This is a genomic window from Thermus islandicus DSM 21543 (assembly GCF_000421625.1).
Taxonomy (GTDB): domain Bacteria; phylum Deinococcota; class Deinococci; order Deinococcales; family Thermaceae; genus Thermus; species Thermus islandicus.
The window spans coordinates 86517-107624 of the sequence record NZ_ATXJ01000002.1 but is presented as its reverse complement, the minus strand read 5'-3'; the positions used below and the strand labels follow the sequence as shown (position 1 = coordinate 107624).

The following is a 21108-nucleotide window of genomic DNA, read 5'->3' as shown; positions in this document are numbered from 1 at the left end:
TCAGCCGCCAAGGGCCAAGAACCCCAGGAGCTTCTCCCGGGTCAGGGGCTTTTCTATCGGCAGAACCCGGACCACCTCGGCGGTGGTGCGGTACTTCTCCGAAGGGGAGATGAGCACCGCCACGGGCACCGGCTTCAGGCGCCGCACGTGCCGGATACGGCTGGCCACGGCAAAGGGGTCCAGGTCCAGGTCCTCGTCCAGAAGGATATGCCGGGGGGTGTGCTCCCAAAGCCAAAAGAGGGCTTCCCGGGCCAGGTCAAAGTGGCGCATGGGGATCCCCCGCTCCAAAAGGACCAGGTCCACGTAGGCCCGCAGGGCCTCGTTGCGGCTCAGGAAGAGGAGGCCCGGGTATTCGGCCGCCACGAGACCATCCTAGCGAAGCTTTGCGAAAAGCCCGTGAAAAAAAGCTTGGCTGGGGCGCGTGGACTCGAACCACGACCGGCGGATCCAAAGTCCGCTGTCCTGCCATTAGACGACGCCCCAGCGCTTAGGGCCTAAGCCCAAGGGGATTGTAGCCCAAGGACGGGCCGAGGTCAAACCGCCCCTCCTACCCTTTGCCTTGGGTTCTTAAGTACCCCACCGCGGCCAAGCCCTCCTTAAAGCCCTAGTTTGGCCATCCCATGCGGCGAAACCAGGGTGCGGACCCTGGGTGCAGGGAGTTTCTACCGGGGCCCATCCCTTGGCCTCCAAGGGGCTAGGCGTTGAAGAGAATGTAGATCACATCCCCATCCTGGACCTCGTACTCCCTGCCCTCGAGGCGGACCCAGCCCCGCTCCTTGGCCCGCGCCCACCCCCCGGCCTCCACCAGCCGGTCCCAGGGGATGACCTCGGCCCGGATGAAGCCCCGCTCCATGTCGGAGTGGATCTCCCCGGCGGCCTGGGGGGCCTTGGTCCCCCGGCGCACGGTCCAGGCCCGCACCTCCTTCTCCCCGGCGGTGAAGAAGGTAAGGAGGCCCAAAGCGCGGTAGCCCGCCCGGGCCAGGCGCTTCAGGCCGCTTTCCTTAAGGCCGTAGGCGGAAAGGAGCTCCCCCGCCTCCTCCGGGGAGAGCTCGGCGAGTTCGGCCTCCAGCTTGGCCGAGACCACCACCACCTCGGCCCCCTCCGCCTCGGCCTTCCGCCTCACCGCCTCCACGTGGGGATTGCCTTCCCCGGAGGGCAGGTCCTCCTCGGCCACGTTGGCCACGTAGATGAGCGGCTTGGCGGTGAGGAGAGGGGTCTCCTTGAGAAGGCGGGCCACCTCCTCCGAAGGGGGAAAGGTGCGGGCCGGCCTGCCCTCCTGGAGGTGGGCGTGAAGGGCCTCCGCTGCCTCCAGAAGGGGAAGCCTCTCCCGGTCGGCCCGCGCCTCCTTCCTCAGGCGCTCAAGCCGCCTCTCCCAGGTGGCGAGGTCGGCGAGGAGGAGCTCCGTCTCCACCACCTCCGCGTCCTCCAGGGGGTCCACCCGGCCCATCACGTGGACCACCTCGGGGTCGGGGAAACACCGGAGGACGTGGGCGATGGCCGCTACCTCGCGGATGTGGGCCAGGAACTGGTTGCCAAGCCCCTCCCCCTTGTGGGCCCCCCGGACGAGACCCGCGATGTCCACGAACTCCACGTGGGTGGGGACGATGGGCGGCACCCTCTCCCCCTTGGCGAAGACGCGCTGCAAGGCGTAGAGCCGTTCGTCCTCCAGGGGCACCACCCCCACGTTCTTGTCAATGGTGGCGAAGGGGTAGTTGGCGGCGAGGGCCTGGGCCCGGGTGAGGGCGTTGAAGAGGGTGGACTTGCCCACGTTGGGTAGACCTACGATTCCTACGGCAAGCATCTTAGGACCTCAAAAAAAGCCCCGGACGGGGCTTCTTTCCATCCTATCACGCGGGTTTCGTATGATGGCGGGGTATGGACCTGGCCGCCCACATAGACCACACCCTCCTCAAGCCCACCGCCACCCCGGAGGAGGTGGCGAAGGCGGCGGAGGAAGCCCTGGAATACGGCTTCTATGGCCTCTGTATCCCGCCGTCCTACGTGGCCTGGGTGCGGGCGCGCTACCCCCATGCCCCCTTCCGTCTGGTGACGGTGGTGGGCTTTCCCTTGGGCTATCAGGAGAAGGAAGTGAAGGCCCTCGAGGCCGCCCTCGCCTTCGCCCGAGGCGCGGACGAGGTGGACATGGTCCTCCACCTGGGCCGGGCCAAGGCGGGCGACCTCGCCTACCTGGAGGAGGAGGTCCAAGCCGTGCGCCAGGCCGTGCCGCGGGCCGTTTTGAAGGTCATCCTGGAAACGGGCCACTTCTCCCCGCAGGAACTCCGGGGGGTCGCGGAGGCGGCCCTCCGGGGCGGGGCCGACTTCCTGAAAACCTCCACGGGCTTTGGGCCCCGGGGGGCAAGCCTGGAGGACGTGGAGCTCCTGGTGGGGCTGGCCCAGGGGCGGGCCCAGGTGAAGGCGGCGGGGGGCATCCGCGACCGGGAGACCGCGCTCCGGTTCCTCCGGGCCGGGGCCACCCGGTTGGGCACCTCCAGCGGGGTGGCCCTGGTGCAGGGGGGGGAGGGCCATGGGTACTAGGGGGCTTCCCGGGTACCTCGTACTCCTGGCCCTCCTCCTCTTCTGGCTCTTCCAGGAGCTCCGCCCCGCCCCCCCGCCCACCCCGGGAACAGGCCAAGCCGAGGCCTACTTCATGCCCCAGGACGGCGAGAAGGCCAAGGCCCGGCTCCTTTCCCTCATGGAAGGGGCCAGGGAAAGCCTCCTGGGCGCCTTCTACGAATTCCGGGATCTAAGGATCGCCAGGGGCCTCCTCGAGGCCCACCGGCGCGGGGTGGAGGTGCGGATCTACGGGGAAAGCGACCACCGCCAGGACTTCCGCCGCTATCTCGTGGCGGCAAGCCTTGGCCAGACCCAAGAACCCCCCCGGGTACCCCAGGCCCTCCTCCGGGAAAGGGTGCGCCCCACCTCAGCAGGGTGTGAGGAGATCGCGGGGATCCCCGTTTGCTACGACGAGCGGGAGGGCTTCATGCACCACAAGTTCCTGGTGGCGGACGGGGAGAAGGTCTGGACGGGGAGCACCAACATGACCTGGAACGCCTTCGCCCAAAACAACGAGAACAGCCTCTTTTTCCCCTCTCCCACCCTGGCCAAAGGCTACGCCCAGGAGTTCCGAGCCCTCTTTGGGGGGGAGAAGGAGGGCCTGGGCCGGCCCGTGGCCTTTGCCCTGGAAGGGGTGGAAGGCACCGCCTACTTCAGCCCCAAAGGGGGGGAGGCGGCGCGAAGGGCCCTCCTTAAGGCGGTGCGGGGGGCGAGGCGGGAGATCCTGGTGGCCGCCTTTGTCCTCACGGACCCGGAGGTGGTGGAGGCCCTGAAGGAGGCCCACCGCCAGGGGGTCGCCGTGAAGGTGCTCCTGGAAACCCGGAACCTCGCCGATAGCCGCGAGAAGGAGCTTCTCCTCGCCGGGGTCCCCGTGAGGGGGGACGGCAACCCCTACACCCTCCACCACAAGGTGATGGTCCTGGACGGGGAACGGGTGGTCACGGGGAGCTACAACTTCTCCACCCGGGCCTGGCGGGTGAACAACGAAAACCTCCTGATCCTGAAAGGCTCCGCCCTCGCGGAGCGCTACCGAAAGGAGGTTTTAAGGCTGTGGGAGGAAGGGAAAGCCCTCTGATCCTGGCCTCGCGAAGCCCCAGGCGCAAGGCCCTCCTGGAGGCCCTAGGCTACCCCTTGCGCGTCGTCTTCCCCGAGGGGGAGGAGGAGGACTTGGACCTCCCCCCAAAGGCCCTGGCCCAGGCCCTGGCCCGCAGGAAGGGGGAAGGGGTGGAGGGGGACTGGGTCCTGGCTGCGGACACCGTGGTGGACCTGGAGGGAAAGGTCCTGGGAAAACCGCAGGACCCGGAGGAAAACCGCCTCTTCCTCCGCCTCCTCTCGGGGCGGGCCCACCTGGTCCACACGGCCCTCTACCTGCGCACCCCCCATGACGTGGTGGAGGAGGTGCACACGGCCCGGGTGCGCTTCCGCTCCCTGAGCGAGGAGGAAATCGCCTGGTACGTGGGTAGCGGCGAGGGACTGGACAAGGCGGGAGGCTACGGGGCCCAGGGGTTAGGCATGGCCCTTTTGGAGGGGGTAGAGGGGGATTTCTACACGGTGGTGGGCCTGCCCGTGTCCCGGGTCTTTGCCCTGCTTTGGGAAAGGGGGTTCCGCCCGTGAGGGAAACCGCCCTCCGCCGCGGGCTCTTCCTTACCCTCCTCCTCCTCGGGCTTGGGCTTGCCGCCCTCACCCGGCCCATGGCCCCCCGCCTCTCCCTGACCCTTTCCCCCCTCACCGCTCCCTTGCCCGCCCTGGGCTACCGCCTGGGGCAAAACGTTAGGGCCGCCTGGAGCGCGCTTTGGAACCGTCAGGACCTCTACGCGGAGAACCGCGCCCTGAGGGCGAAGGTGGCCCTCCTGGAGTCGGAGAACCGCCGCTTGGCCCTCGAGGTGGCTCGGCTTGAGCGGGCCCTGGCGGTGCGCCAGACCCAGGCCCCAGGCCTCCTCGCCGTGGCCCCGGTGATCGGGGAGGACCTCTCCGGGCTCTACCGCCGCCTCCTCCTGGGCATGGGGGAGCGGGAAGGCCTCCGGGCGGGCATGCCCGTCATCGCCCCGGAGGGGCTGGTGGGCCTCATCGTGGAGGTGGGGGAACGGCAGGCCCTGGTGCGGACCCTTTTGGACCCGGAGAGCCAAGTGGGGGTGCGTCCGGAGAAGAGCCCCGGACGGGGGGTGGCCCGGGGAGCCCCCCCCGACCACCTGGTGGCGGAGTTTCCCCCCACGGTGAGGGTGGCCCCCGGGGATCTCCTCCTCACGGGGGCCCCTCTGGGCCTCTTTCCCGACGGTATCCCCGTGGGAAGGGTAGAGCGGGTGGAAAGGGTGCAGGGAGGCTTGAAGCAGCGGGCCTGGGTCCGCCCTGCGGTGGACCTCTCCCTGCTGGAGGAGGTGCTGGTCCTGAGGCCCCTATGACCCTCTTCGCCTTCCTCCTCACCCTCTTTCTCTCCGGCTTCCTCGCCGCCTTCTGGCCCCAAGGGGCCATGGCCCCCGACCTCTTCCTGGTCCTCGCCCTCTGGTACGCCCGAATGCGGCCCTACTACCTGGGCCTCCCCGGGGCCTTCCTCCTGGGGCTTTGCCAGGACCTCATGGGCTACGGCCTTCTGGGCCTCCATGCGGTAGGCCTCCTCGCCGCCGCCTACGCCCTCTACGCCGCGGGCCGGCGCCTGGCCTTGGAAGAGGGCCTCACCGCCCCCTTAGCCTTCTTGTGGGCCTTCTCGGCCAAGTGGCTGGGCTATTTCCTCGTGGCCTACTGGCTCAGGCTGGCGATCCCCCCCCTTGCGCCCCTGGACCTCCTCCTCGAGGGCCTCTTCACCCTGCCCCTCTTCCTCCTGGCCCTGCGCCTTCGGGCCCAAGCGCCATGACGAGCCGCCTTTACGCCCTCATGGCCTTCTTCCTCCTGGCCTTTGGCCTCCTGGGCCTTAGGGCGTGGCAACTCCAGGTACTGGAGCACGAGAAGTACGCCCTGAGGAGCCAGGGGAACTACCTGAAGACAGAAAGGATCCCCGCACCTCGAGGGCGCATCCTGGACCGCAAGGGGCGGGTGATCGCCCAGGATCGCCTGGTGGTGGACCTGGTCTACGAGGGGGGAGAGGTGGCCTTCAAGGAGCGGCTTCTCCCCCTCCTCGGCCTGAAGGAGCTCCCCCCAGGCCCCGCTGTGCTCCTAACAGGCGTCCCCGAGCCCCTCCTGCCGACCCTGGCTGAGCTCACCGCCGGGCAGAAGAACCTGAAGCTCTCGGAGCGCATTGAGCGCACCTATCCCAACCCCATTTCCGGGCCGGTCCTGGGCTACGTCCTCCTGGCCAACGCCGAGCAGGTCAAGCAGGGGTACGGCCCCGAGGAAGAGGTGGGCCAGGCGGGCCTCGAGGCCGCTCTGGAGCCTTACCTCCGGGGCAAGGCGGGGGTGAAGGCGGTGGAGGTCAACGCGCGGGGGGAGCGCCTGAGGGAAACGGTCCTGGAGGAGCCCACCCCGGGGAAGGACGTGGTCCTCACCCTGGACCTGGACCTGCAGAAGGCGGCGGAAAAGGCCCTGGAGGAGGCCCTGACGGACATCAACGCGGGCCGGCGCCTCCACGGGCTTCCCCCCGCCCACCGGGTCAAGGGGGCCATCGTGGCCCTAGACCCCACCACGGGGGAGGTGCTGGCCATGGCCAGCGCCCCCTCCTTTGACCCCGGGCTCTTCGCCCGGCGGCCCGTGCCCAAGGAGGTCCAGGCCCTCCTCCAAGACAAGGACCTCCCCCTCCTCAACCGGGCCCTCCAGCCCTATACCCCCGGCTCCACCTTCAAGCTGGCCACGAGCTACGCCCTCCTGGAGGAGGGGTACGTGAGCCCCTCCACCACCTACCGCTGCAGCCCCTACATCGTCTATGGCGGCCAGGTGCGGCGCAACTGGGCCCCCCGGGATATGGGTCCCATGACCGTGAGGGAGGCCATCGCCTTTAGCTGCAACACCTGGTACTACCAGGCGGTGGCCACGGACCCCTTAGGCTTCGTGGACCGGCTGGCGCAGAGGGCCCGGTGGCTCGGACTCGGGGAGGCCACGGGCCTCGAGGTGGCCGAAAGGACGGGCCTCCTCCCCACCCGGGCCTGGAAGCAAAAGACCCTGGAGGAACCCTGGTACCCCGGGGAAACCCTTTCCGTGGCCATCGGCCAGGGGCCCGTGCTCGCCACCCCCGCCCAGATCGCCCGGATGCTGGCCACCCTGGCCAACGAGGGGAAAAAGCCAAGGCTTCACTTGGTGAAGCGCCTGGGAGAGGAGCCCGTGGCCCCGCGCCTGGACCCCGTGCCTGGCCGCTACTGGCAGGTCCTAAAGGAGGGGCTAAGGGAAACCGTCACCCAGGGCACCGCCCGCCACATCCTGGGGGATTTCCCTGTCCCCACGGGAGGCAAGACGGGCACCGCGGAGACCCCGGGCAAACGTCTGGGCCTGGAGCACGCCTGGTACATGGGCTATGGCCCCGCAGAACCCGGTACGCCCTATCCCCCCCTGGTGGTGGTGGCCTTCTTTGAGAACGGGGGCGAGGGGAGCCGGGTGGCCCTCCCCGCCGCGAGGAAGGTGATGGCCGCCTACTGGAAGGTGCCCTCCCCGTAAAATGACCCCATGCGGCTCCGCGCCACGCCCAAATCCCTCGCCCTCCGCCTGGACGGGGACGAAGCCCCCGAGGACCTGAAGGCCCTGAACCTCCCCGAGGGCCTGCCCCTCGAGGTGGAGGTGGCAGGCCCCGTGGCGGAGGAGGTCCTGAGGGCCCTCCTCTCCCTGGGAAGGCCCCTCACCCTGGTGCCCCCAAGGGGGCACAGGCCCACGGGGACCCTGGTGGTGCCCAAGACCCTAAGGGCCGGGGAGCGGGTGGAGCATCCCGGGACCGTGGTGGTCCTCGGGGACGTGAACCCCGGGGCCGAGGTGGTGGCGGGGGGGGACGTGATCGTGGTGGGGAAACTCCGCGGCCTCGCCCACGCCGGGGCCTTGGGGGACGAGGAGCGTTTTATCTTCGCCCTCGAGCTTTCCGCCAAGCAGGTGCGCATCGGCCCCCACCTGGCCCAGGCCCCGGAAGGGGGAAAGGGCCGGGGGGCGGAGCTCGCCCGGGTGGAGGCGGGCCGGGTGGTGGTGGAGGCCTGGGCTAGAAGGTGACGCTCCCCTTCTCCACCCCGTAGCGCTTCAGCACCAGGTAGATGACCCAGCCCGTGAGGGCCACATAGAGCCAGATGGGCACCAAAACCCTCGCCCAGCGCTTGTGGGAGGCAAACTCCCCCCTGAGGGCCCGGGAGATGACGTAGAGGGCCAAGGGGGCGTTCAGGGCCGCAAGGAGGGTGTGGGTGAAGAGGAGGAAATAGTAGGCTCCCCGCCAGGCCTCAGGCCCCCCATAGGCCGTGGTGCCGTAAAGCCCCCAACGGGCCAGGTAGAACCCCAAGAAGAGGGCGGCTAAAGCCGTGGCCAGGAGCATGGTCCGGTGGTGCCAGACCCTTTCCCCCCGGCGGATGAGGGCCACGCCCCAAAGCAGGGCCAGGCCCGAAAGCCCAATGGACCCGACAGCGAGCAGGCTGAGAAGTTCCTTCATCGTCCCTCCGAAAGGCGCTCCGCCAGGAGGCGGACGGGCTCGAGGCGCGCGGTGCGGGCGTAGCTGTACCCCCTCAGGTAGTGCTCTTCCCTTCCCGTGAGGCTGTAGAGGCGGAGGTAGGCCACCGCTAAAAGCCCGTCCCGCTCCCGGGAGGGGGGCAGGCGGTGGAGGAGCCTGGCGACCTGCTGCAAGCGGTTCACCTGGGCGGCCTCGAGGGGGGTCTCCCGGAGGGCCCGGGCCAGGTCCTTCAGGGTCTCGCCTAAGCCCCGCACGGCAGAGAGTCTACCACGCCCTAGGGCAGGGGGCGCTCGGCGCGGTTGCCCGCAGCGTCCACCGCCACCAGGGCCGCCCCGGGAGAAGCCTCCACTACAAAGGGCACCGCGGTCCCCTTGGGTAAGGAAAGGGGGATGTACCGGCGCCCCGAGCGCAGGGAAACCCGCTCCACCCCTACGTTGTCCTCCACCAACCCATAGACCCTGAGGAGGTTCCCTTCCCGCTCCACCCGGTCTATCCGGATCCGGGGCGGGGTGGCGTCCAGGGCTAGGGTCACGCTGCGCTCCCCGCGGTTTTTCGCCCCGTCCTCCGCCTGAAGCCGCACCTCCACCCAGCCCGAGCTGGGGGCCTCGAGGCGAAAGCGGAACCGCACGAGCCGCTTGCCCCGCTCCTCCTCGGGAAGGACCTCCTGTCCGTTGACCCGCACGCTCACCACCCCCGAGGGGTCAAAGGCGTAGCCCTCCGCCAGAAGGCTTCTTCCCGGCGCCACCCCGCCCCCCAGGGGGGTCACCAAGCCCACCTGGGGCGGCTCGGTGTCCGGCCTGGCGCAAGCGGCGAGGAGAAACGGCAAAAAAAGGAGGGGAAGACGACGCATCCCCTCCATCCTACCCAGGAGAACCCCCCTAGCGGAGGATCACCCCCAGGCGACCCGCAAAGTAGGGTCCAAAACCCCCACCGGTAAAGACGAGGGCCCCCAGCTGTCCCTCGGCGTAAAGGTTCAAGGCTGGATCTGGAAGCCGGAACTCAAGCCCCGCAAGCCCGTGCGGGTAAACGCCCAAGCCGCCCGCAGCCGTCGTGGCCCCAAGGCCCAGGCCATAGTACCAGCTGGTGTCCAGGCCAACGCCGGCCAAGGGGCTCTTGGCCAGGATGAGGGCCACATCCCCGCCGAAGCCGCCCAGGCTGAGCCCCGCGCCAAAGCGGAGGTTCATGGTCTGGTACTGGAGCCCCAGGTAGGTGGGGTACCCCGAGTAGACGCCAAAACCCGGGGTCTGGGCATAGGCCAAGGACAACGCCAAACCGGTCAAAGCTAGAATAAACAACTTTTTCATCCCTCTCACCTCCAAGCCTAGTCTACCACCTTGGAAGCCTTACGGCAAGAGGCGCTACGTGGTGTAAAGGGCATTGATGCGCACGTACCCCTCCGTGAGGTCGCACCCAAAGGCCTCCCCCTCCCCCTCCCCCTCCCCCAGGTCCACGAAGACCTCCACCTCCTCGGCCCGCATGGCCTGGCTCGCTCCCTCCCGGTCAAAGGGCAGGGCCCCGCCCTGGTAGAGGGGAATCCCTTGAAGGGCGATGCGCACCCGAAGGGGGTCAAACCGGGCTCCCGAGTTGCCGAGGGCGGCCAGGATCCGGCCCCAGTTGGGGTCATTGCCGTAGAGGGCGCTCTTCCAGAGGGGGCTTTGGGCCACGGCCCTGGCCGCCCGCCTCGCCTCCTCCTCCGTGGCCGCCCCCACCACCCGCACGGTCATGAGCTTGGTCGCCCCCTCCCCGTCCCGGGCAACCTTGCGGGCAAGCTCCCGGGCCACGGCCTCCACCGCGGCCAAGAGGGCAGGGAGGGGCACCTCCCCATAGGCCCCGTTGGCCAGGAGAAGGGCCAGGTCGTTGGTGGAGGTGTCCCCGTCCACGGTGACCTGGTTGAAGGTGCGGTCCACGATGCCGCGCCAGGCCTCCCGGAGGGCCTCCTGGGGCACCTTGGCGTCGGTCACCAGGAAGGCGAGCAGGGTGGCCATGTTGGGGTGGATCATGCCGCTCCCCTTGGCCACGCCCACGATCCTTGCCCCCGCCACCTCGGCCTCGGCCACCTTGACCGCCGTGTCCGTGGTGAGGATGGCCTCGGCGAAGGCCTCGGCAAAGGGGGTGAGGGCGATCTGGGGTAGGCCAAGCTCCACCTTCTCCAGGGGAAGGGGCACCCCGATGACCCCGGTGGAGGCGGTGAGGACCGCCTCCGGGGGAAGGCCCAGGCGGAGGGCCGCCGCCTCGGCCATGCGCCGGTCGTCCTGAAAGCCCCGCTCCCCGGTGGCGCAGTTGGCGTTCCCGGCGTTCACCACCACCGCCCTTAGGGGCTTGCCGGAGGCGTAAAGCGCCCTCCCCCGGTGGATGGAAGGGGCCGCGGCCCGGTTTCTGGTGGCCGCATAGGCCCAGGCAGCGGGGAGGCCGGAGACCAAAAGGGCGAGGTCGGGCTTGCCCGAGGGCTTGATCCCGGCCCGGGTAGCCCCCGCCCGGAAGCCCCGGGGGAGCCTCACGGCCATAGGCCCTCCTTGGGCAGGGCGGTCTCCTCGGGGAAGCCCAGCATCAGGTTCAGGTTCTGCACCGCCTGGCCCGCCATGCCCTTGACCAGGTTGTCCAAGGCGGCGAAGACCAGGACCTTGCCGGTCCTCTCCTCGTAGAGGGGCTTAAGGTCCACCCGGTTGGAGGCGGAGGTGCCCTTGGTCTCAGGAAGGCCCTCGAGGACCCGCACGAAGGGCTCGCCCGCGTAGAAGTCCCGGTAGAGCTCCTCCAGGCCCCCTTGGCTCCAGGCACCCTTCACCTCGGCCTCTGCAGTGAGCAGGATCCCCCGGGTCATGGGCACCAGGTGGGGGGTGAAGGAAAGCCGTAACGCCCTCGCCTCCCCGTGGGTCCGCACCCACCTCCCCTGGGCCAAAACCCTCCCCAGGTTTCTCTCCATCTCCGGGAGGTGGCGGTGGACCCCTCCCGCCTTGTAGGGCTTCAGGTTTTCGTTCACCTCGGCGAAGAAGGTGCCTTCCCCCTCCCGCCCCGCCCCCGAGACGCCGCTTAAGCCCACCAGGAACCCCCCCTCCAGAACCCCTTCCGCCGCAAGCGGCGCGAGGGCCAGGGTGGCGGCGGTCACGTAGCACCCCGGGTTGGCCACGAGCCTGGCCTCCTTTAGCTCCTCCCGGTGAAGCTCGGGCAGGCCGTAGATCGCCTCCTTGTAAAGGTTCGGGCTCTTGTGGGGGATCCGGTACCAGGCCTCGTAAACCTCGGGGGGCAGGCGAAAGTCCCCGGAGAGGTCAATGACCCGTTTGCCCGCCTCGAGGGCCTTGGGAGCGATCTCCATGGCGAGCCCGTTGGGAAGGGCCAGGAAGACCACCTCAGCCCGCTCCAGGACCTCCTCTTGTGAGGCGAAAGGCCTCCCGTCCCAAAGCTGGGGCCAGGCGGCCTCAAGGGGCCTTCCCTCGTGCCTGCGGCTCGTGAAGCCCACGAGCTCCACCCCGGGATGCCCCTTGAGGAGCCGGAGGAGCTCCGCTCCCCCATACCCCGAGGCCCCGAGGATCCCTACCCTCACCACAGGGCCTCCAGCGCCGCCTTGGGGAAGGTTTCCGTCCAAAGGTCCAAAACGTGAGCGTGCCTCGAGCCTATGGGGGCCATCCGGCAAACCTCCCCCTCAAGAAGCTCCACCCCCCTTTCCGGCAGGGGGAGCTTCAGGAACTCCTCCAAGCGAAAGCGGTAGGGCCGGACCATACCCCTACTTTAGCAGGGAGAGGAGGACGGCCTTGGCGGTGTGGAGGCGGTTTTCCGCCTGGTCAAAGACCCGGCTCCGCGGCCCGTGGACCGCCTCCTCCGTGGTCTCCTCCCCGTAGTGAGCGGGAAGGCAGTGGAGGAAGACCCCCTCGGGGTGGAGAAGGGAGAGGAGCTCCCCGTTCACCTGGAAGCCCTGGAAGTCCTTGAGGCGCTTCTCCCTTTCCGCCTCCTGGCCCATGCTGGTCCAGACGTCGGTGTAGAGGGCGTGGGCCCCCAGGGCGGCCTCCTTGGGGTCGTGGGTGAGCTGGGCCCGGGCCCGGCGGAGAAGCTCGGGGTCGGGCTCGTAACCCTTAGGGGTGGCGACCCGCACCCTGAGGCCCACGAGGGGGGCCACCTCCAGAAGGGAGTGGAGGACGTTGTTCCCGTCCCCCACCCAGGCCACCTCGAGGCCCTCGAGGCCCCCGAAGGCCTCCTTCAGGGTGAGGAGGTCGGCCAGGGCCTGCAGGGGGTGGGCCCGGTCGGAAAGGGCGTTCAGCACGGGGATCCGGGCGTGGCGGGCCAGGGCCTCCACGGTCTCGTGCCGATGGACCCGAGCGGCGATCCCCTCCACAAAGCGCTCCAGGTTCTTGGCGATGTCCTTCACGGGCTCCCGCTCCCCGATGCCCACCTGCTTCTGGTCCAGGTAGACCGCGTGCCCCCCCAGGTGGACCATGGCCACCTCGAGGGTGGTCCTCGTGCGTAAGGAGGGCTTCTCAAAGAGCAGGGCCAGGGTCTTGCCCTTTAGGTCCTCCCCCCGGTACCGTTCCCCCTTGAGCCGCCCCGCCAGGTCCAAGAGGCGCCCCACCGCCTCCTTCCCGTAGGCCGAAAAGTCCAGAAGGTCCTTGGGCACGGTCAGGGTCTCTCCCCCCATGAGGCTTATAGGATAGCGCAAGACTGCAAACTTATGCAAGACCTCGCCAGGGGGAACGTGCGCCCCGGCGGGGGCCAAGAGGGCGCGAAGCCGCCTTATGCTCTTTGCTTTTGATTCCTGCGCTCCTATGCCCCGAAAACCTCGCAGGGACTTTCTACCGCGGTCCCCTTGCGGGCTTGGGCCCGCATAGGCTGGTATTAGAACCCCTCTTCCAACAGGGCTTCCACGTAGCGGAGGCCCGCCACGGCCATCTCCCTCCACCATAGGGCGTAGACCCGCCCCAAGCCCTTCGTCCCCTCGGCCTCCTGCCCCAGGCGCTGGAGGAGCGCCCGGTAGGCCTCCCCCTGGGCCAGGAGGAAGGGCCTGGGGTCCCGGCCCAGGAGGAGATGGAGGGCAAGCTTGAGGCGCAGGAGGACCCGGGCTTCGGGAAGGCGGCCGAGGGGGGTTTGGAGCCAGGCCTCGGCCCAGAGGCGGCCCTGAGGGGTGAGGGCGTAGAGGACTCCCGGGGGGCCCGAAGGGGAGGGGCGTGCCCCCTCCTCCCGCACCAGCCCCAGCTCCAGAAGGCGCCCCAGGGCCCGGTACACCTGGACCTTTCCCAAGCGGCGTAGGGGATGGAAGGGCCCCCCGGGGGCAAAGAGGCGGGCCAGGTCGGGGGCGGCGGCCGGCCCCAGGAGGAGGGCCCCGAGGACGGCCTGCTCGTTGAGGGAAAGCCGCGGCACCTTCCCATTCTCCTCCTCCCGGCTTAGTATGGAAACGGTCACAGCGTAACCGTGTGGCCCGAAAGCGGGAGGTGTGAACCATGCGAAAGACTCCACGGACCTTCGCCCTGGCCTTGGCCCTCCTGGGCCTGGCCCTAGCCCAAGGGACCGAGGTCAAGGTGGCGGTGGCGGCCAACCTCCGGGACGCCTTTTTGGACATCGTCCGGGCCTTCCACCAGGCCAACCCAGGGGTACAGGTGCAGGCCAACTTCGGCTCCTCTGGCGCCTTTACCCAGCAGATCCTCCAGGGCGCGCCCTTTGACCTCTTCCTGGCCGCGGACACCGGCTTCCCCAGGGCCCTGGCGGAAAGAGGGTTGGCGGAGGAGCCCCCGCGGGTCTACGCCCGGGGGAAGCTGATCCTCTTCCTTCCCAAGCGGGTGGGGATCAAGCCCAAGGACCTCGCCGTCCTCCTGAACCCGGCCATCCGGAAGGTGGCCCTGGCCAACCCCGAGGTGGCCCCCTATGGCCGCGCGGCCAAGGAGGCCCTGACCCAAACGGGGCTTTGGGAAAAGGTCCAGCCCAAGCTGGTCTACGGCCAGGACATCGCCCAGACCGCCCAGCTCACCCTGGTAGCGGCGGACGCGGGCTTCTTCAACTTCTCCGCCCTCTTCACCCCCGCCTTCCGGAACCAGGGAGAGGCCTTCCTGGTGCCGCAGCGGCTCTACACGCCCCTGGACCAGGCCGTGATCCTCCTAAAGGGAAGGGCGAGGCCCGAGGTGCGGCGCTTCTACGCCTTCCTGTTCGGCCCTGAGGCCAAGCGGATCCTCGTGGCCTACGGCTACCAGGTGCCGTGAGCGAGACCTGGACCGTCCTGGCCCTAAGCCTCAAGCTCGCCCTTCTCACCGCCCTCCTCCTCCTGCCCCTGGCGGGGAGCCTGGCCTGGCTCACGGCCCGGCGCACCTTCGTCGGGAAGACCCTCCTCGAGGCCATGCTCCTCCTGCCCCTCACCCTGCCCCCCACGGTCCTCGGCTACTACCTCCTCCTTCTTTTGGGCAAGGGAGGGCCTCTTGCCCGGCTGGGCCTCGAGCTCGCCTTCACCTTTCCGGGCATCCTCCTCGCCAGCGTCCTCTTCAACCTGCCCCTGGCCTTCAACACCTACCGGGAGGCCTTCCGCACCCTGGACCCCACCCTCTTGGAGACCGCCCGCACCCTAGGGGCGGGCCCCCTAAAGGTGTGGCGGGCGGTGATCCTGCCCCTCACCTGGCCCGGCCTCCTCTCGGGCACCCTCCTCACCTTCGCCCACACCCTGGGGGAGTTCGGGGTGGTGCTCATGGTGGGGGGGAGCATCCCCGGGGAGACCAAGGTGGCCAGCATCTACCTCTTTGAGCTCACCCAGGCCCTACGGCTGGAGGAGGCGGACCGTCTGGCGGGCCTCCTCTTAGCCTTAGGTTTCGGGAGCGCCCTGGCCCTTAAAGTCCTGGAGAGGCGATGGAAGTCCGGTACCGCATCCTGAAGCCCATCCGGTTGGAAGTGGCCCTGCGGATAGAAGGGTTCACCGTGCTCCTGGGCGAGAGCGGGGCGGGCAAGACCACCCTCCTCAGGGCCCTGGCGGGCCTCGTCCCCGCGGAGGGAGAGCCTTTTTCCGGCCTTCCTCCCGAAAGGCGTCCCGTGGGTTACCTGCCCCAGGACCTGGCCCTCTTCCCCCACATGACCGCCTGGGAGAACGTAGCCTTCCCCCTGCGGGGGAAGGGCCGCAAGGAACGGGCCCTGGCCCTCCTGGAACGGGTGGGGCTTTTGCCCCTGGCGGAGCGCTACCCCAGGGAGCTCTCCGGGGGGCAGCGGCAGCGGGTGGCCCTGGCCCGGGCCCTGGCCCGGGACCCCAAGCTCCTCCTCCTGGATGAGCCCACCAGTGCCCTGGACCCCCTGACCCGGGACCGCGTGGTCGGGGAGCTGGTGGCCCTCATCCGGGACACGGGCCTCCCCACCCTGGCGGTAAGCCATGATCCGGCTCTGGCCCAGGTGGCCGACCGGCTGGCCGTCTTGGGCTCGGGGGGGATCCTCCAGGAGGGCCCTCCCGAGGAGGTCCTGGGCGCCCCGGCCTCCCTGGAGGTGGCCAGGCTTCTGGGCTACGAGAACCTCCTTCCCGTTCGGGTGCGGGAAGGAGGGGTAGAGGCGGAGGGCGTGTTCCTGAGGCTGGCCCTCCCCCCTTGGGCCCGTCCGGGGCAGGTGGCCTGGCTCGGGGTGCGGGCGGCGGAGGTTCTCGTGGTGCGGGAGGATCGCCCCCCACCTTTAGAGAACGTGCTCCAGGGCTATTTGGAGCGCCTGGAACCCCAGGGGCTAGCCTACCGGGGGGTGTTCCGAGGGCCCCTTACCCTGGAAATCCTCCTGCCCCGGCACGTGCAGGAAAAGCTCCGCCTTCGGCCCGGCCAGGCCGTCCGCGTGGCCCTCAAGGCCCGTTACCTGCACCTGATGCCGGCCTAGGGGGCATAGGCAAGGCGCAAGCCAAAGAAGGGGCTCGCGCCCCATCCGGAGGGGCGGCGGGCCATGCGGCGCACAGGGGCTACGGGCTCCGGGGATCCAAGGCATCCCGCACCGCATCCCCTAAAAGGTTCCACCCCAGGCCGAAGAGTACGATGGTGAGGGCAGGGAAGAAGCTCACGTACCAATACCCGAGGGGGTTGCCTGGAGGCCCCTGGATCCAGCTCCGCGCAAAGGCCACGAGCTGGCCCCAGTCCGCATAACCCACGGGGAGGCCGATACCCAGGAAGGAAAGGGCTGCAGCGGAGAGGGGCACGGAACCCAGGTCCAACACGGCGACCACTGTAGCTGCCGTGAGGCTGTTGGGAAGGATATGCCGAACGATGATGCGCGTATGGGAGGCGCCCATGGCCCGGGCCGCTTCTACGAAGTCCAGAGCCCGGACGCGTAGCACTTCCCCCCGCACCACACGGGCATACCCTGCCCAGCCCACCAACACAAAGGCCAAGATGATGTGCTCGAGGCTCGGTCCCAACAGGGTGGTGATGACCATGATGAGAACAAAGCTGGGGAAGGCAAAGATAACCTCCAGGACACGCTGGATCACGTTGTCCACCACCCCGCCGAAATAGCCGCTCACCGCACCTACCACCACCCCCACCAGAAACTGGAGCGCCACCACCACCAGGGCCAGGCGCAGGGCCGTCCGGGTACCCCAGACCAAGCCGTAGAAAACGTCATAACCGCTGGAGGTACCCAGAAGCGGCCGCACCACGCCGACCTCCGTCTCCACAGGCCCCAGGGGCGGCGAAGGCTCGGGGCGGTAGTTAATTCGGGCGATCTGGTAGCAGCTGGCAGGCGTAGCCAAAAGCGCCCTCCAGAAGACCGGACCCAGAGGGTCGTAGACCTCCGCGGTGGCCTTCGCCCCCAGGTCCCGCAGGCAGTTGTTGCCCACAGGTCTGGGCGGAGCGATGAGGGGGGCGAAAAGGGCAACAAGGAAGTAGGCGGACACGAGAAGCAGGCCCAGCCAGGCCAGCCGGTTCCTGAAGAAGCGCTTGAAGAAGCGGCCTCGCATCAGTCGTACCTCACCCGGGGATCCACTAAGGCATAAAGGATATCCGTAACCAGGTTAACCAGAACCGTGATCACCGCCGTGAGCAAGGCGAAGCCCATGATGCCGGGCACATCAAACAAGGTGGCCGCCTGAGCCCCCCAGGAGCCGATGCCGGGGTAGGCGAAGATGGTCTCGGTAATCACGGCTCCCGAGAGCAGGCCCATCACCGTGAAGCTGGCCAAGGTAATCACAGGCAAAAGGGCATTACGGCGGGCATGCTTCAGGTTGACCACCCGGTCGGGCAACCCCTTGGCCCGGGCGGTGCGGATGTAATCCTGGGAAAGCACCTCCAGCATGGAAGAGCGCGTCACCTTAAGAAGTGTGGCGCTGGACACCGTGGTCAGGGTAGCCACAGGCAGGATCAGGTGGTGAAGCACGTCCCAGAAAACCTTCCAGTTTCCTGCCAAAAGCGCGTCCACAGAAAGCATCCCTGTCCTTCGGGGAATGGGATTCAAAATTAGTTCTATCTGATTTTCGGGCGAAAGTTGCCCGGGACCAGGAGCCAGCCCTAAAAACCCATAGAAGATGACCAGGAGCAGGATGCCCATGACAAAGGTGGGCACATTATAGGCCACCACCACGAAAACCCTAGCCGCCTGATCCAGCCAGGTGTCCTTGCGCAAGGCGGCCAACGTGCCAAGCCACACCCCCACCAGGATGATGGGCACGCTGGCGAAGAGAGCCAGCTCGAGGGTGGCCGGAAAGCGCTCCTTGATGGTATCCACCACCGGCTTGTTAGAGGCCTTAGAGAAGCCAAGGTTGCCCCGGAGGGCCTCCTTCAGCCAGCTCCCGTACTGGACCCAGAAAGGCTGGTCCAGACCCTTCTCCCGGATCACCTTGTCCAGGTTTCTCAACTGCTGCTCGTTCTGCACAAAGGCCACGGCCCGCTGCTCTGGCGTGAGGAACTGGAGCAGGCCCACAATGGCCAGGCTTAAGGCAAGGAGGACCAAGGGTAGCGAAAGCAATCTGCGTACAAGGAAAGCCAGCATGGCACCGCGGAGGGGAGCCCCGCGGCCTAGCCGCGGGGCCCCTAAGGGGATTCACTTGGACAGATTACGGAAATATGTACCGAAGTAGTTGGAGAACATGGGGTTAAAGTTCTCCTCTACACCTTTTAGCTTCTCGTTGTACACGATGAAGCCAAGCCCGGCCGGAACGTTGATGTAGCAGGCGACCTCGTAAGCCCTGAGGCCAACCTGGCGGTACAGCACCTTGCGCTTCTCGCGGTCCGTGGTCTGGCGGGCCTGATCCAGGAGCTTGTCCAGGACCGGGTCGGAGCAGTTAGAGCGCGGGTGGTAGTACCCCTGGGAGTGGTAGAAGGTGTAAAGGAAGTTGTCAGGGTCAGCGTAGTCCGGAGCCCAACCGATGATGATCATCGGGACCCCGCCCGTGCGGCTCTCTTTCAGGAGGTCGGACCAGGGCTTGGCCACCAGTTCCACCCTGAACTTGGGGTTGAGCTTCTCCACGTTGGCCTTAAGGATTTCCATGGCGGTCTGCGCCGCCTGGGCCCCGGCCCTGTAGGTGGCCTTTAAAACAAACCCCGTCTCCCAGAGCTTGCCCCCGAAAGCCCTCTTGAAGTAAGCCGTGGCCTTCTGAGGGTCATAGGTATAGGTAGGAAGGGTGGGGTCGTAGCCAAAGAAGGTTTCGGGCAAAAGCATGGTCCGCTTCACCCCTTTGCCCTGAAGCACCTCCTTGATGTAGCGATCATAATCGAAGGCGTAGTTAAAAGCTTTGCGTACGTTTACGTCGGCAAAGAAATTGGCGGGGATGCCCTTGCCATCCAGCTTACCCGACCCCAGATACTCGGGATTGCCGATCTTCTGGTTCATGAAGATGGCGGTGGCGGTATTGTTAGGAATATCGTCCATGATCTTGAGGCCCGGTACCCCTTGAAGCTGGGCTAGGACAGGCCGAGGGCCGGTCTCCACCGCATCTGCATCCCCCTTCTTCAGGGCCTCAATGCGGGTTGCCTGCTCCTTAACGATTTGGAAGATGACGTTTTCAATCTTGGGCTTGCCCCCCCAGTACTCGGGGAAAGCAGTTAGAACCACGGTGTTGGCGTCCCGCCTGGCCAAGCGGTAAGCCCCTGTACCCGAGGGCTTTTTGGATAGCTCGGAGTCGGTCAGATCCTTTCCCACCCAGCTCTTCCACGTCTTCTCCGTACCATCCCACTCCCCCAGGCTGATGGCCCACTTCTTGTCCACAATGGACTGCCCAGCAAAGGCGAGCTTGGCCAGGAAGGCTGGATCGGGCTTGGGAAGGGTGAAGACCAGGCGCCCTTCCCTATCGCATTGCACCGCCCGGGCAATGCGGTTCCAGGTAATGGAGGGGTCATCCGCTGCGTTAGCGGAGGTACCCAGGAGGCTCTCCGCCAGGAACCAGTTTCCCGACTCCGGGCTGTTGGTAACCAGGTTGCGGCGGAAAGTGTACTCCGCGTCCTCACAGGTAAAGGGGTTGCCCGAGTGGAACTTCACACCCTTGCGAAGGGTAAAGGTATAGACCTTTCCGTCCCCGGAGATGGTCCAACTCGTGGCCAGCAGGCCCTGGAGCTCGCTCACGCTCTTACCCTTGTAGGTAACCAGGGTTTCGTAGATGTTCTCCACCAAAGCCCCGCTGGCCGTGTCGTAGGTAGCTCCCGGGTCCAGGGTAGGGATGTCCGCCGACTCCATGTAAAGCAGGGTGTTCGTCGGCACCGCCGCCCAGGCGAGCCCCATGGCCAGGACCAATGCGCCCAAAGCTGCTCCTTTCATAAACGCCTCCCTCGTCCTCCACGGACGCCCCCAGTTTATGCAGGCCGCCCCAGCTTGTAAAGTGGAAGGGTATGGCGGTTCGGGGCACCAAGGACCTCTTCGGCAAGGAGCTCAAACTTCACCAGCACATCGTGGCCACCGCCAGAAAGGTCTTGGAGGCGGCAGGGGCCCTAGAGCTCATCACCCCCGTCTTTGAGGAGACCCAGGTCTTTGAAAAGGGGGTGGGCGCCTCTACGGACATCGTGCGCAAGGAGATGTTCACCTTTCAGGACCGGGGCGGGCGTTCCCTCACCCTGCGCCCTGAGGGCACCGCCGCCATGGTCCGGGCCTACCTGGAGCACGGGATGAAGGTCTGGCCCCAGCCCGTCAGGCTCTGGATGGCGGGGCCGATGTTTCGGGCAGAGAGGCCCCAGAAGGGGCGGTACCGCCAGTTCCACCAGGTGAACTACGAGGCCCTGGGCTCGGAAAGCCCCATCCTGGACGCCGAGGCCATCGTCCTCCTCTACGAGTGCCTGAAGGAGCTGGGCCTAAGGCGCCTCAAGGTGAAGCTCTCCTCCGTGGGGGACCCCGAGGACCGGGCCCGGTACAACGCCTACCTCAGGGAACTCCTCGCCCCCCACCGGGAGGCCCTCTCCGAGGACTCCAAGGAGCGCCTTTCGCTCAACCCCATGCGCATCCTGGACTCCAAAAGCGAGAGGGACCAGGCCCTCCTCGAGGCCCTGGGGGTGAAGCCTATGCTGGACTTCCTAGGCGAAGAGGCCAGGGCCCACCTCAAAAGGGTAGAGCGCCACCTGGAAAGGCTCTCCGTCCCCTACGAGCTGGATCCCGCCTTGGTGCGGGGGCTGGACTACTACGTGCGCACCGCCTTTGAGGTGCACCACGAGGAGATCGGGGCCCAGTCCGCCTTGGGAGGCGGGGGGCGGTACGACGGGCTTTCCGAGCTTCTCGGGGGACCCCGGGTCCCGGGCGTGGGCTTCGCCTTCGGGGTGGAGCGGGTGGCCCTAGCCCTCGAGGCCGAGGGCTTCGCGCCTCAAGAGGAAAGGGGCCCCGACCTCTACCTCGTCCCCCTCACGGAGGAGGCGGTAGAGGAGGCCTTCTACGTGGCCGAGGCCTTGAGGCCCCGCCTCCGGGTGGAGTACGCCCTCTCCCCCCGCAAACCCGGCAGGGGGGTGGAGGAGGCCCTGAGGCGAAACGCGGCCTTCGCGGGCTTTTTGGGCGAGGACGAGCTCCGGGCGGGGGAGCTCACGCTGAAGCGCCTCGCCACCGGGGAGCAGGTGCGCCTCGCCATCCCGGAGGTGGCGGGCTTTCTCCTTTCCACCTTGGGATGAGCATCC

25 protein-coding genes and 1 tRNA gene are annotated in these 21108 nt (G+C 67.7%); 11 read left to right on the top strand and 15 right to left on the bottom strand.

What is annotated here, in order from left to right:
• The 3 genes from H531_RS0103065 to ychF all read right to left on the bottom strand — a co-directional run bounded on the left by H531_RS0103065 (position 1) and on the right by ychF (position 1801).
• On the bottom strand, positions 1-363 hold the full coding sequence (locus tag H531_RS0103065; protein ID WP_022797893.1) for a hypothetical protein: 363 nt from the start codon (positions 361-363) through the stop codon (positions 1-3).
• Between the two features lie 46 nt (positions 364-409).
• Positions 410-483 (bottom strand) — tRNA-Gln (locus tag H531_RS0103060).
• A 211-nt stretch (positions 484-694) separates the two neighbouring features.
• Entirely contained in the window at positions 695-1801 is a 1107-nt protein-coding gene (gene ychF, locus H531_RS0103055; RefSeq protein WP_022797892.1) for a redox-regulated ATPase YchF, read from the bottom strand.
• Positions 1802-1875: 74 nt separating this feature from the next.
• Here ychF and deoC point away from each other — a divergent pair, with 74 nt between their 5' ends.
• Genes deoC through H531_RS0103020 form a run of 7 tightly spaced genes read left to right on the top strand, consistent with a single transcriptional unit; the run spans position 1876 to position 7665 of the window.
• The gene (gene deoC, locus H531_RS0103050; protein WP_022797891.1) at positions 1876-2535 is read left to right on the top strand and encodes a deoxyribose-phosphate aldolase; all 660 of its coding nucleotides are present in this window, start codon (positions 1876-1878) and stop codon (positions 2533-2535) included.
• A complete protein-coding gene (locus H531_RS0103045; protein ID WP_022797890.1) occupies positions 2525-3628 on the top strand; it encodes a phospholipase D-like domain-containing protein in 1104 nt (367 codons plus the stop codon). The genes deoC and H531_RS0103045 overlap by 11 nt, the downstream gene beginning before the upstream one ends.
• On the top strand, positions 3604-4167 hold the full coding sequence (locus tag H531_RS0103040; protein WP_022797889.1) for a Maf family protein: 564 nt from the start codon (positions 3604-3606) through the stop codon (positions 4165-4167). The genes H531_RS0103045 and H531_RS0103040 overlap by 25 nt, the downstream gene beginning before the upstream one ends.
• A complete protein-coding gene (mreC, locus tag H531_RS0103035) occupies positions 4164-4952 on the top strand; it encodes a rod shape-determining protein MreC (protein WP_022797888.1) in 789 nt (262 codons plus the stop codon). The genes H531_RS0103040 and mreC overlap by 4 nt, the downstream gene beginning before the upstream one ends.
• Positions 4949-5401, top strand: coding sequence for a rod shape-determining protein MreD (gene mreD / locus H531_RS0103030; RefSeq protein WP_022797887.1), 453 nt, complete (start codon positions 4949-4951; stop codon positions 5399-5401). The genes mreC and mreD overlap by 4 nt, the downstream gene beginning before the upstream one ends.
• Positions 5398-7128, top strand: coding sequence for a penicillin-binding transpeptidase domain-containing protein (locus H531_RS0103025; protein ID WP_022797886.1), 1731 nt, complete (start codon positions 5398-5400; stop codon positions 7126-7128). The genes mreD and H531_RS0103025 overlap by 4 nt, the downstream gene beginning before the upstream one ends.
• Positions 7129-7137: 9 nt before the next feature.
• The gene (locus H531_RS0103020) at positions 7138-7665 is read left to right on the top strand and encodes a septum site-determining protein MinC (RefSeq protein WP_022797885.1); all 528 of its coding nucleotides are present in this window, start codon (positions 7138-7140) and stop codon (positions 7663-7665) included.
• Here the strand turns inward: H531_RS0103020 and H531_RS0103015 are convergent.
• From H531_RS0103015 to H531_RS14235, 9 genes are all read right to left on the bottom strand, one after another.
• Entirely contained in the window at positions 7655-8092 is a 438-nt protein-coding gene (locus H531_RS0103015) for a DUF420 domain-containing protein (protein WP_022797884.1), read from the bottom strand. The two genes, H531_RS0103020 and H531_RS0103015, sit on opposite strands and share 11 nt — an antisense overlap.
• Positions 8089-8364 (bottom strand): hypothetical protein, encoded by a 276-nt coding sequence (locus H531_RS0103010; RefSeq protein ID WP_022797883.1) that lies wholly within the window; start codon positions 8362-8364, stop codon positions 8089-8091. The genes H531_RS0103015 and H531_RS0103010 overlap by 4 nt, the downstream gene beginning before the upstream one ends.
• Before the next feature lie 20 nt (positions 8365-8384).
• Complete coding sequence (locus tag H531_RS0103005) at positions 8385-8960, bottom strand: hypothetical protein (RefSeq protein WP_022797882.1); 576 nt, start codon at positions 8958-8960, stop codon at positions 8385-8387.
• A gap of 28 nt (positions 8961-8988) precedes the next feature.
• Entirely contained in the window at positions 8989-9381 is a 393-nt protein-coding gene (locus H531_RS14700; protein ID WP_245540653.1) for a hypothetical protein, read from the bottom strand.
• An 87-nt stretch (positions 9382-9468) separates the two neighbouring features.
• Positions 9469-10614 (bottom strand): bifunctional glutamate N-acetyltransferase/amino-acid acetyltransferase ArgJ, encoded by a 1146-nt coding sequence (gene argJ, locus H531_RS0102995; RefSeq protein WP_022797880.1) that lies wholly within the window; start codon positions 10612-10614, stop codon positions 9469-9471.
• On the bottom strand, positions 10605-11651 hold the full coding sequence (argC, locus tag H531_RS0102990) for an N-acetyl-gamma-glutamyl-phosphate reductase (protein ID WP_022797879.1): 1047 nt from the start codon (positions 11649-11651) through the stop codon (positions 10605-10607). The genes argJ and argC overlap by 10 nt, the downstream gene beginning before the upstream one ends.
• On the bottom strand, positions 11645-11824 hold the full coding sequence (locus tag H531_RS0102985; protein WP_022797878.1) for a hypothetical protein: 180 nt from the start codon (positions 11822-11824) through the stop codon (positions 11645-11647). The genes argC and H531_RS0102985 overlap by 7 nt, the downstream gene beginning before the upstream one ends.
• A 4-nt stretch (positions 11825-11828) precedes the next feature.
• On the bottom strand, positions 11829-12734 hold the full coding sequence (gene argF / locus H531_RS0102980) for an ornithine carbamoyltransferase (protein ID WP_022797877.1): 906 nt from the start codon (positions 12732-12734) through the stop codon (positions 11829-11831).
• A 197-nt stretch (positions 12735-12931) separates the two neighbouring features.
• Positions 12932-13453 (bottom strand): PadR family transcriptional regulator, encoded by a 522-nt coding sequence (locus tag H531_RS14235; protein WP_033399256.1) that lies wholly within the window; start codon positions 13451-13453, stop codon positions 12932-12934.
• 80 nt (positions 13454-13533) lie between these two features.
• Between H531_RS14235 and modA the strand changes: the two genes are divergently transcribed.
• Genes modA through H531_RS0102960 form a run of 3 tightly spaced genes read left to right on the top strand, consistent with a single transcriptional unit; the run spans position 13534 to position 15913 of the window.
• Positions 13534-14286, top strand: a complete 753-nt coding sequence (gene modA / locus H531_RS0102970; RefSeq protein WP_022797875.1) for a molybdate ABC transporter substrate-binding protein — start codon at positions 13534-13536, stop codon at positions 14284-14286.
• Positions 14283-14945 carry a molybdate ABC transporter permease subunit gene (gene modB / locus H531_RS0102965; RefSeq protein WP_022797874.1) on the top strand — a complete coding sequence of 221 codons (663 nt, stop codon included), beginning with the start codon at positions 14283-14285 and terminating at the stop codon, positions 14943-14945. Before modA ends, modB begins: the two co-directional genes overlap by 4 nt.
• Positions 14921-15913: an ABC transporter ATP-binding protein gene (locus H531_RS0102960; protein WP_022797873.1), complete on the top strand. Its 993-nt coding sequence runs from the start codon at positions 14921-14923 to the stop codon at positions 15911-15913. The genes modB and H531_RS0102960 overlap by 25 nt, the downstream gene beginning before the upstream one ends.
• Before the next feature lie 79 nt (positions 15914-15992).
• Here the strand turns inward: H531_RS0102960 and H531_RS0102955 are convergent, their stop codons facing one another.
• The 3 genes from H531_RS0102955 to H531_RS0102945 are packed head-to-tail and all read right to left on the bottom strand — an operon-like array spanning position 15993 to position 19774.
• Positions 15993-16985, bottom strand: a complete 993-nt coding sequence (locus H531_RS0102955) for an ABC transporter permease (protein ID WP_022797872.1) — start codon at positions 16983-16985, stop codon at positions 15993-15995.
• Positions 16985-18013, bottom strand: coding sequence for an ABC transporter permease (locus H531_RS0102950; RefSeq protein WP_022797871.1), 1029 nt, complete (start codon positions 18011-18013; stop codon positions 16985-16987). Before H531_RS0102950 ends, H531_RS0102955 begins: the two co-directional genes overlap by 1 nt.
• A 51-nt stretch (positions 18014-18064) precedes the next feature.
• A complete protein-coding gene (locus H531_RS0102945) occupies positions 18065-19774 on the bottom strand; it encodes an ABC transporter substrate-binding protein (protein ID WP_022797870.1) in 1710 nt (569 codons plus the stop codon).
• 71 nt (positions 19775-19845) lie between these two features.
• Here H531_RS0102945 and hisS point away from each other — a divergent pair, with 71 nt between their 5' ends.
• Positions 19846-21102, top strand: coding sequence for a histidine--tRNA ligase (hisS, locus tag H531_RS0102940; protein ID WP_022797869.1), 1257 nt, complete (start codon positions 19846-19848; stop codon positions 21100-21102).
• Positions 21103-21108: the final 6 nt, after the last annotated feature.